10 protein-coding genes are annotated in these 10,662 nt (G+C 40.5%); 6 read left to right on the forward strand and 4 right to left on the reverse strand.

Annotation, left to right across the window (positions count from 1 at the left end):
• Positions 1 to 565 precede the first annotated feature (565 nt).
• Positions 566 to 823, forward strand: a complete 258-nt coding sequence (locus BVH02_RS20390) for a DUF6520 family protein (protein WP_086503320.1) — start codon at positions 566 to 568, stop codon at positions 821 to 823.
• A gap of 40 nt (positions 824 to 863) precedes the next feature.
• On the opposite strand, the gene BVH02_RS20395 is transcribed toward BVH02_RS20390, so the two are convergent.
• The 4 genes from BVH02_RS20395 to BVH02_RS20410 form a co-directional block, all read right to left on the reverse strand.
• Positions 864 to 2,183 (reverse strand): RagB/SusD family nutrient uptake outer membrane protein, encoded by a 1,320-nt coding sequence (locus BVH02_RS20395; protein ID WP_086503321.1) that lies wholly within the window; start codon positions 2,181 to 2,183, stop codon positions 864 to 866.
• Positions 2,184 to 2,202: 19 nt separating this feature from the next.
• Entirely contained in the window at positions 2,203 to 5,415 is a 3,213-nt protein-coding gene (locus tag BVH02_RS20400) for a SusC/RagA family TonB-linked outer membrane protein (protein WP_086503322.1), read from the reverse strand.
• Between the two features lie 13 nt (positions 5,416 to 5,428).
• A complete protein-coding gene (locus BVH02_RS20405; RefSeq protein WP_143244265.1) occupies positions 5,429 to 7,165 on the reverse strand; it encodes a TlpA family protein disulfide reductase in 1,737 nt (578 codons plus the stop codon).
• Positions 7,166 to 7,881: 716 nt separating this feature from the next.
• The gene (locus BVH02_RS20410) at positions 7,882 to 8,076 is read right to left on the reverse strand and encodes a hypothetical protein (RefSeq protein ID WP_086503324.1); all 195 of its coding nucleotides are present in this window, start codon (positions 8,074 to 8,076) and stop codon (positions 7,882 to 7,884) included.
• A gap of 113 nt (positions 8,077 to 8,189) precedes the next feature.
• Between BVH02_RS20410 and BVH02_RS20415 the strand changes: the two genes are divergently transcribed.
• The 5 genes from BVH02_RS20415 (at position 8,190) to BVH02_RS20430 (ending at position 10,043) form a co-directional block, all read left to right on the forward strand.
• Positions 8,190 to 8,396 carry a helix-turn-helix domain-containing protein gene (locus BVH02_RS20415; RefSeq protein ID WP_086503325.1) on the forward strand — a complete coding sequence of 69 codons (207 nt, stop codon included), beginning with the start codon at positions 8,190 to 8,192 and terminating at the stop codon, positions 8,394 to 8,396.
• Positions 8,378 to 8,584 (forward strand): hypothetical protein, encoded by a 207-nt coding sequence (locus BVH02_RS20420; protein ID WP_143244266.1) that lies wholly within the window; start codon positions 8,378 to 8,380, stop codon positions 8,582 to 8,584. The genes BVH02_RS20415 and BVH02_RS20420 overlap by 19 nt, the downstream gene beginning before the upstream one ends.
• A 280-nt stretch (positions 8,585 to 8,864) precedes the next feature.
• Complete coding sequence (locus BVH02_RS21500) at positions 8,865 to 9,014, forward strand: hypothetical protein (protein ID WP_158093921.1); 150 nt, start codon at positions 8,865 to 8,867, stop codon at positions 9,012 to 9,014.
• A 179-nt stretch (positions 9,015 to 9,193) separates the two neighbouring features.
• Complete coding sequence (locus BVH02_RS20425; RefSeq protein ID WP_086503327.1) at positions 9,194 to 9,388, forward strand: hypothetical protein; 195 nt, start codon at positions 9,194 to 9,196, stop codon at positions 9,386 to 9,388.
• Between the two features lie 10 nt (positions 9,389 to 9,398).
• Complete coding sequence (locus tag BVH02_RS20430; RefSeq protein ID WP_086503328.1) at positions 9,399 to 10,043, forward strand: hypothetical protein; 645 nt, start codon at positions 9,399 to 9,401, stop codon at positions 10,041 to 10,043.
• Positions 10,044 to 10,662: the final 619 nt, after the last annotated feature.

Genomic DNA, 10,662 nt, shown 5'->3' on the forward strand with positions numbered 1-10,662 from the left:
GTGGTCAATAAAGAAATAGGCCATTTCCCTCCTGCGCAGGGTCATCTTCTGGAGACTAGAATTAATGCAGGAGGATGGAAAGAAATAAATGTTGAATATCGAAGGATGAATACCGAATGATGAATGATGAAGTTGGAGGCAGTCAGGAGACTGCACTAGCAGAAGCACAAGTCTGGAGACTTGCGCTAGATAAGACTTGCGCTAGATAAGTACCTGATAGATAAAAATTTCGAGGTTTATAAAATTGCAAAGGCTAAAAAAAAGGGCGGTGGATGCCCCACCGCCCAACAGCCCGAAATTTTGCGAGTATAGGCTGCAAAAAATATCAACTAAGATTCATCCCTCGACACTTCAAAAAGCTCAGTTACTGTGCTAAATAAAATGACGATAATAAAAGAGACTCATTTCTCTTAATAGCCTGGGGTAAGAGACAGACTATACCCAATGAGCCTCCCACAGGGAGTTGCCGAAAACCCTTATCAGAGTAGGCTCTTTACTCATGCTCCTATTCGGGGCAACTAAACGGTTTCCCTGTTTTTGATCTGTTAAAAAACAGGACATAACGATGAATACTCTAATAAAAAGATTACCGCTGTTCGCATTTGTGCTGGCAGCGTTTGCAGCTTTTGCATTTTCAAGTCCAGATCTAGAAGAACCTAGGTATGCAACCATGGATGATGGGGAAACTTGGATTCAAGTGAATGATCAAACTAATCCAGTGAATTACAACTGTAATTTAGGGACTGAGATCTGTTTGTATTCTCAGCCAGACCTAGCTCATCCAGTAGGATCTCCAAATAAGGAGTTTGTCTTAATTCCTTAAGTTAAATTGAGGGCAAGGTCAGTTGCCTTGCCCTCTTTTATCAATTAAAGCTTAATTCACGCGGTGGAACAGGTATCAAATAGTTTTCAGAATTAGGAGCTAATTTGAATGAAACATTCTCATAAGATCTTTCCAAAGTTGTTTTGAAGCGATCATCTTTATTTAAGCGTCTTAAATCTTGCCATCTCAAACCTCGAAAGAGCAGTTCTTTTCTTCTTTCCTTCAGAACCACTTCCAAAGCTGCTGTTTCATTATCAAACTGTAAAGGCTCAAAACCTTCAGCGTACCGTGTCACCAAAAGTGAATTCAAAACATCAGCAGCACGAGATAAATCGCCAGCCCTAATCAGACATTCTGCATAGATTAAATAAACCTCATCCGCTGCCAGCCCCGCAAAGAGGGTAATACCTCCGTCGTAACTCCCTCTGAAATTCACATAACCTGACGGCCTTTTTATAAATAGAAGTGATTTCCTCAAATCTTCTTCCTCATATAGAGCTAATAATTCCGGATTAACCTGAAAGGCACTTTGGGAAAACATAAATGAATAACCTCCTATTCTACTATGCCATAGGACTTCGGAATTGAATAAATCAAAAGGATAAGACACCTTGGGATTTAACTTCTTGTAGTCCATTAATGCAAGTCCTGATTGAATCAATTCCCCAGCTGCCTTTTGCGCATTAGCATATTCTTCCCAAGCCAAGTAGACCCGAGCTTTAAATGCTTTTGCGGCTTTGACACTTGGTCTAAACGGATAAAGAACCACTTCAGGTAATAAGGTTACAGACTCCTCCATATCCTCACGAATCAGCTTTTTGATTTCTTCTTTGCCAGTATACTCAGCCTTCAGTAGAATCTTTGATGACCTTCTTATTGGGATTTGGGGTGTTAATCCACTTTGTTCCAAATTATGGCCATCAAGAAAGAGATTGTACAGATTGAAATAAGCTTGAGCTCTAAAAAATAAGGCAGCTCCTTTGATTTCATTCCACTGAGGAGTGATTGTGTTAATTTCCTCTAGTGCCTCCAATATAATATTGGCAGTCTGAATTTGGTTGTATGCATCACGCCAATCAAAAATAAGATCATCTATCTGAAAAGGCTTATCTTTCCACAGATAAAGATTCTGCTGCCAGGGAGGTAAAGAAAGTATTCCAGCATCATTAGAGAAATACTCATCTCCCAACATCAGGGGTATGGCAGGATATACATTCATAGACGATGAATTATCCAATAAAGCCTGAAGTGAGTCAAGCGTACCTGGAGTATCAATGTCTTTGCTTGGCTTTTCGTCAAGAAAACTATCACAGGCTCCAAGCATAATTCCTGTATATATAATATAGATATATTTTTTCATGTCATTAAATAATTAGTAGTTAAAGATCGATTCTAAGTCCCAAAGAGGCACTCTGTAGAGGTTTCATTGTTCTAAAGTCAGGATCCAAATCCCTGTCAGTAGCTTTCCAAATAATCCCGAGGTTATTCATGTAAACAAATGCTTCAATTTTTCTAAAAGGAAGACGCGGAGAATTTGCACTATCCCAGACATACCCCAGTCTCACATCCTGAAAACGTATATGATCTCCCTTCTCTACCAGAACAGCCGATCTGCTATAGAAATCATGACGTTGTGTGTTGAGGTTTGTGGGTTGGGAAGGGATCTGAGTGAAGATCTCATCGCCAGGCTGCTGCCATCTATCGCTATAGTCACTGTGCGATATATCCCCTCTTGAAAGAGCAGTATAATCAACAGACGTTCTTCTGAAATAATATCCTAAGCGGTAAGAAATATTGAATGAAAGATTCCAGCCTTTCCAGTCCACAGTATTCCTGATAGACCCAAATACGGTAGGTCTGGCCGAACCATGGAAAGTCAAGGTTTCGGGTGTCATAGAAGAAATGATTTTAGTGTAATCATCTGAAAGTTCTCCATTCAGGTATCCCAATGGATTTCCATTTGCTGGGTCCAACCCTCCCCAAGGAAGGGAGTAAATTCCAAACAGTGGTTGACCCACCACTGGAATCAGATTGGCAGAGTTACTGCCCAAAATCTGCGTGACAGATCTACTGCCATTAAACTCTACTATTTCATCTTTCCATCCGCTTAGGAGTAACTGCGTACTCCACTTTACTTCTTTGTTTAGGTTAATTGTATTTAGGGTAAGGTCAAACCCTCTTGTTTTGGTAGTGGAAAAATTACCTCTAAACTGATAAATCCCATTGGAATCCGGGACTTCGGTTTCCCCGATTAGATCCTCTCCCCTTTTAGCATAAAATTCCAGACTCCCAGCTATTCCTCCTGACTTTGACTCAAAGTCAAGCGCAAGGTTTGTGATCCTGATTTTCTCCCATCTGAGTTCTCTGTTAGGAGGATTTGAAATATAGGCATAGCGAAGACCTGGAATATAGTCATGGTAATTGTCGTATCTGATAGTTGTAAATGCTGTAGTGTTTTTGTCTACGTTTCCATTGTAGCCATAGCTAAACCTCATTTTCAAGAAAGGCATCCATTCCAAGCCATAAAAACCCTCTTTTGAAATAATCCATCCTGCACCCATACTCCATAGCGGTACAGCTTTCTGGTTGGTGGCCACCCCAAAAAGATTGGACATATCCTTTCTGGCACTTGCAGTAAAGAGATATTTGTCCTTATAGGTATATCCCAGGTTTCCAAAATATGAGAGATATCGGTCAATCATGCCACTGTGATCTGCAGGGTAAGGAATGGTAAGCTTCAGTCCCGGATTATGGTATTGGGGAAAACGTGTGAGGTAATCCACCGGTGAACTCAGACCAGTTGCATCATCGTAACCATAATAAGTCATACGGTCTGATAAACTGCTTAGATCCCTTAACTCCCAACCTGCGAGGGTGGTCAATTGATGTGGTCCTTTGCTGAGGGAGTAGTTAAGATTGGCTCTTAAATTGTGGCTATGGGAAGAAGAATTGGAATTGGTGAAACTTTCTCCACGCGGAAAAGCATAAGATAAACTCTGATCTTGAAGTACTTGGGTAAAACTATTGATCTGATTTCTTATGGTGTACAATTCCTCCGTCTCAATACTGCGGAAAGCTGTGGTATTAGTCCAATACTGGTATTGAAGCTGCGCATCTAGCCCTTTCAGAATGCTGTACTTTAATCCCAAATTCACTCGTATATCTGTGGATAGATTACGGGTATTTCTTTTGCCCAGCTCATTCAATGGAAATGATCTCCAATCAAGTAAGTTTGAGCCAAGTGTACTCTCTACAAAACGAGTATTTAGTCCTGCTACAATGGGAAGTGCATTGTCCTGAGCATCGGCCAAAGCTTCGTAAGGTCTGGGATTTGGAATTGCTGTATCTGAAAAATTCTCAGCTCTGCTTAAGTAAAGGCCTGTGGAAACCATCAATTTATCATTGATCAGCTTCCAGTTTTGCTTGGCATTTAAGGTGATTCTATCATCTTTGGTGCCTACCTGGGAACTGAGGTTGTGATCGTATCCCCCGGAGAAATTATATAAATAGGAATCCCCGCCCCCATTTACCTGAAATGCATATTGCTGTTTGACCGCTGGTCTGTAATAGTATTGAGCAAGATCCTTACGTATATCCTGAGAACCATATTGAGCCAAAAGAGCATCGGCCTCAGCTTGAGTAATTCTCTTTTCCTTTAAGGCAAGCAAGGCTTCCACTACCGGTGAGAGCGGTGTCTTTGCAGAAGAGTTGATTCGGGAGTTGTAGTAACCAGATTCGAAGAGTCTTTTTTCCTGCGCTACAAAATCACTGATCTCCATTTGCGGAGCATAAAAGAGATCAGGCTTTTCTATAACTGTCAAGTTTGACTGTATGGAAACCCGAAGAGGCTGTTTATATTTCCCTGATTTGGTGGTGATCACAATGACCCCATTGCCAGCCTGAGCTCCCCATATAGAAGCTGCGGCAGCATCCTTTAATACGGTAATTGTGGCTACATCATTGGGATTAATAGTTTCAATACTTCCTTCATAAGAAAGATTATCCACTACGATTAAAGGCTGGGTATTACCAAACAAGGTACCTCTACCTCTTATACTGAGTGGTTCCGAAGATGAGGTATTTCTATTGAATAGCACACCAGAAGTGACATCTTCCATACGATCAAGAATCGAGCTGCTGACCCTGCGGTCAATCAGTGTTTGATCCAGCTGCACAAAGGAACCTGTAGCGCGTTCTTTAGGGATTTCCTGGTATCCCGTGGAAAGTACTTCCACCTCAGCCAGTGTCATTTGCTCTTCCATCAGGTAAAAGAACAATTGCTCAAGTTGTGGGACTGCTACGGAGGTAGTGATTTTCTTAAATCCTATAAAGCTGATCGTTAATTCATATTGACCCTTGGGTAGAGAAAAACTAAAGTCCCCCCTTTCATCCGCTACAGCGGAAAAGCCTAAGTCCTTAATCAAGACCACGGCTCCAGTCAAGGGCAATTGCGTTTCCAGCTCCAGCACGGAACCGGTTAGCTGAAAATCTTCTGATTGACGAGCTATAGCATTGGATTGAATCGTTAATCCAAATATCATCAGGAGTACTAAAAACACTCCTTTCATTGGTAAGTAAAATTTCTTTTTCATTTCAGTTGAATGTTTAATCTTTTAGAATTGAGTAAGTCACAGGTTGAGCTTCCTGATTTTGGGCCAGAGGATGTTCTTCCAAATAGGAATTGATCAGGCTAATCCAGGAATCCAACTCTTTAGGAAAACCCCCGGTCTTCAGGATATTTCCGTCAGGATCCAAGAGTACCTGTGCGGGAAATGAGCGAATGTGATTCTGCTTTAGTGTGGGATGTTCTGCACCTCCTGAGAAGAGGTTCATGCTCTGATCCGTAGTATATCTGCCTGAATCAAGGCTTTTAATCCATTGATCCCCTTCTTTGCCCCCTGAGACAGTCACGAATTGAAGGAATTCATTATTCTTAAACTCTTCCATCAGGGGAATAAATACCGTATTTGCAAAGCTGAGACAGGCACCACATCCACTAAGCCAGAAGTCAATAAGCACTAGCTTCCCTTTCCAATGGGAGGGCGTAACAACCTTACCTGTAGGCCCGGCAAATGGAAAGTCAGAAAATGGCCTTCCTATTAAATTGGATTGGTATAGCGCATCAAGCCTTTGGGCAATCCAAGGGGTTTGGCTATTGACGATGGAGTAATTAATGAGAGAATCTGCATCCACCAGCTCCTTATACTGCCTTATCAGGTAAAGTCCCATTACCTGATCCTTCAAGCCTATTGGAAGCACCTCAGCTAAGTAGGGAAAGGATACGGGAAGCAAGGACTCCAGGAGCATGTTCTCTAGGTAAATGGATTCAGCCACTTCATAGGGATACTCATTGATCACAGGATGTACTAATGCAGGATCTTCTGTGTAGGAGAGGATTAGATTGGCCCATTTATCATCGGTAGGCCTACAAGCTCTTACAAATTCCAGAGCCTCCTTTTGCAACTTTCCTTTCCAATAACTTCTCAGCCAGGCATAGCTCATTTGATCAAGGGTATGCTGTTTAGCGTCTAGGGTAGCAAACAGCTCACTGCTCTCCACTCTCTCAAATAATTCCGTAGCTCTTTCCATCCTTAGCTCTTCCGTAGTGAGCCATTCAATCCTATTGCTCCAGCCGGATAAATAGGCTTGGGATGCTTCTTGATATGCTTCTAATTTGGCAGGCGTGTTTATCATCACCTGTTCATCCGAGAGTATCATTACAGGATTTGAAAGTAATTTCTCCCTCGAAGCTATTTCCTTGAGCTCGTTCTGAAGGCTAAGCCAAGGTGCTGCAGGTCCTGAGAAATAGAAGGTGTTTTTTCTTTGGTCCCAATTTACCAGCAAGGAATCACCCGGCTGTACCCAGATGCTTTCCATGAGTGGGGTATCTCGATCGAAGAGACTGAAGCGGGAATATTTCTGAGTAAGAGGAATTCGGATCTCAAACACCTGTTTCCCCGAGGTTCCGGCATAAAAGCTCCCTTCAGAAAGAGCTATACTGTCTTCACTAACCTCTGCTATCTGGTAATAAGGATCCAATTCCCTAGTGGAAATCGTATAGCGAAGTGCTTGTGTGTTAGAGGCCGCAGGTTTTATTATGCTCTTGAGTGTGAAGAATCCCAAGATTTCCAAGCGAGCAGAAGAGCTTGCGCCCTCCTGCCCTGGGAATCCTACCTTCAGATCGCTTACAGAAAAATCTGCAATTCGATTTCCGGCAGGCAGGCCAGGCTGATAAACCAAATCTGTACCTGGGGGTGACTCCGCAACTTTACTTTGTGCTTTTAGGGTGCTTATGGGAAGACATAGCAGTCCCATTAAGCAGATGAGTATGTGTTTTTTCATGTGCTTTTGATGTTTGTTGCTGGGTGACGGGTGACCGGTGAAAAGAGATCGAAGACGGGAGACGGAAGACGGAAGTGAGATGTCGGGTGTCCGATGACCGATGTTGGAAGACCGAAGTGTGTCAGGCTGACACTTCGACTTCGCTCAGTGTGACTGAAGTCGAAGCCCTCTTTACGCTATTAACTATGCCCAATGTCCTCTGAGGCACCGTCATTGCGAGGACGAAGCAATCTTACACTTATAAACCTCATCTACATCTATAAAACCTTCATTTTAATAATGAATGAAGAATGATGAATTCCGAATGATGAAGTCTCGCTACAGCTCTTGACTTTAATCCCTAATCTCTTATTCTCTAATCTCTTATTCTCTCGTCTCTAAACAAGACACAAGTCTCCTACCCCATCGATTTCCGATAGTCCAGCAATAAATAAATACTAAGAAATGGTGTCAGCGCTACCAGCTACTGTGAGCTTGCTGACGTGAGTGTATGGTGACCGATTTGCTCAGGGCTGTGCACCTCCCCTTTCACGGTCTTAAAAATGAACCCTTTAAATCGGATTTTTGGGCTTCAGAGGGTACAGGCGATCTACCGCGGCGATGCCAAATACTGTTCTAGTTAAATCTATTAGGTCCTTATACAGCAAACATATTTCTTCTCTTCCTTCGATAAGGACTCTCCTAGCTACTGAAGAAAAATATGCGTGGTTCATGACTTATTCTTTATCTGAAAAATACTCCAACAGCTTATAGATATTCTTGATATCAGTTTGCTGTACCTTACTGCAATTCTCAAGCTTCAAATTCCCTAAAATCCTTACGATGGATTCTTTGAAATGGCTTGCTTCATTTTTTGGAATCAGGACTGATTTTTCTAAATCCTGAGTGTCTCCTTTGTTTATTGGGACCATACCATAAGTATTTCTGTAAATATGTAAAGAATTTCTTAATACTAATAATTATTTATTAAGAATTTCTTTATTTTTTTAAAGATTATATACCTTAGGATAAAGAAATACAAAAGATGACGAGACTAGGAGAAGTTTTTAGTAGAAAATCAATCAATAAATCAGAGGTCGCAAGGAAAACTGGACTGAGCTCACCTAGAATAAGTGAATTGACAATTAACCCTAAAACCAAACTAACTGCAGCTGAACTCTATCTTATAGCCAAAGCCATAGATGAGGATCCATGTAAACTGTTGGATTATGTGTGCCAGGATTTGAAGTGAGCGAAGAAGTCTATTATACGGTTTTAGGCTGGTTGATTTTATTTGCTGGCTTTCTTCTTCTCCTTCATAAGATTTTGAATCCAAAAAAAGAAGATGAAGGTCATTTTGGAAAAGCTGCATATTATCAAATGACCATTTTGGCCATAGGTTTAGTAATTGCTGGATTAATAATGATTTTAAAAAATTAATGTGAATCTGTTTTAATTCAAATATCACGCACTCATACAAATTTGTGAATCTAAATAATCATTATGTGCTTCAGTCCGTAAAAGCACCAATGATATTGAAAAGTCGCAGCGAAGGTCGAAAAAGAATAAATCAGTATTGGGCTGTGAAACATAAAATTCTAAACAGCAAATCAAGCTAATAAAAGAGTTTTAAGAAATAAGAACACTTTTCATTTAATGATCTTTTAATAGGTTATTGCGGCTACAACATAAGCCAACGAACTTATGTAAAGCTCTTCAAATGGGCTATAATACCTATACTGATAAATTGAGAAATCCAGAGCGCTTTTCTTTAGAGGATATTATCAAGCTCGCTATAGTAATTGGAACTGACTATAGGAAGATTCTTGATGTCATTCAGAAAGAGATCAAAGAAAAATTCAAAGTTTAGTAATTAAGTCAATTTTGGTTTCCCAACTAGATATGATTAAATGTGAAAATTGAAATACTCTATAGAGTAGGTTTGTGATTAATGAGGAGTGGAAGAGAGTGGTTTGAAAAATCTTTTCGAAAATATGAAATCTGAACCAGTTTTTGCTATTTTGTATTACAGATAAAAAGGAGGCTACTATGAGCGATAAGGATTTTGCGAAATTGATGGAGATTGCCAAAGAAAGTATTGAGGCAGCAAAGACCATGACAAAAACAGAGGCTATTGCATCCTTGTACCGCTCGGGAATCGTGACCAAAAAAGGAGAATTCAACAGACATTACAAAAAACTTAAAGACTTTTCAAAAGAAAAGAAAAACAGTACGATTAACTAATTTTTTTTAGATGTATGATGTAAGGCCAAATTTTATAATCGGTTTCCACGGCTGCGAAGAGTCAGTCAGAGACAAATTGATTAATCATCCAAATAAAATCATCAATTCCAACAAGCCTTACGACTGGCTAGGAAATGGCATGTATTTCTGGGAAAACAATTACACCAGAGCTCAACTATGGGCAGAAGAAAAAGAAATTAGTGGAAAAATCACTAAGCCAGCTGTTCTTGGGGCGGTTATTCATTTAGGCTATTGCTGTGATTTTCTGGATTCCAAGTACATTCAATTAATTCAAAATTATTATACCGCCTTTAAGGATCTTTCTGAAATTCTAGGCGATGACCTTCCAAAAAACAAGGATGTTCCCAGTGATTACAATGGAGATATGCTTTTGAGAAATCTTGATTGCGCTGTAATTGAACATATGCATCAAAGGATTCTCGAAAACTGGAAAAAGGAAATTGAAAAGAATGGGAATAGTAGCATCCGAAACTTCGACACTACCAGAGGTGTTTTTACTGAAGGTGGCCCTGCATTTGAAGGAGCAGGACTTTTTGAAAAAAGCCATATTCAGGTTTGTGTTCGTAATGCGAATTGCATTAAAGGATTTTTTATTCCGAGGGAGGAAATTGAATTCCCTACTATTGAAAAGTAAAAAATAGGGTTTGTTGCTTAAAATCAACTCATTTAAATATACCACAGCCTTTCCCTTCCCGATTCGCTATGCTTCCCGAATCACTTCGATCTCGGGATAAAAACGTCGGGACAGGAAGGCGCAGAGAAGTTTTAGGGAATTGGTGGTTTGTGCCGAGGATGGAAATGAAATGTTGCTCCGTGACGGCAGATAGGAGTTGTGTGAAGAATTTAAAATGTTAGAATTTAAAATTTAAAATTTCTGTTCTGAACTGGAGTTTAGCTGTGACCACTGACCCCGAAAGGGGAACGGTGTTGGTTGTTGGTTGTTGGTTGTGGGTTGTTGGTTGTTGGTTATACCATTATAAAATTGGCTGATCTGCTATATGAGTGCCCAGCGATTTTTGGAAGCCTGCCAAAGGTAGCTCATTGGGACATTCGTGATAACAAGAACGACGGCGGGGAAAGTGGTCTGTGAGACACAGACCACGGTGTTAGTTGTGAGTTGTTGTCAGATGTTGGTAGTTCAATCTTAGAAATGACTAATCTGCTATATTAATAACCTACAATGTTAAGAAGCCTGCCAAAGGTAGGCTCAGTAATAGCCCCGAGTACAACTCGGGGTTAAAAATGAATTCATG

It is taken from the genome of Algoriphagus ratkowskyi (assembly GCF_002150505.1).
In the GTDB taxonomy this organism is placed as follows: domain Bacteria; phylum Bacteroidota; class Bacteroidia; order Cytophagales; family Cyclobacteriaceae; genus Algoriphagus; species Algoriphagus ratkowskyi.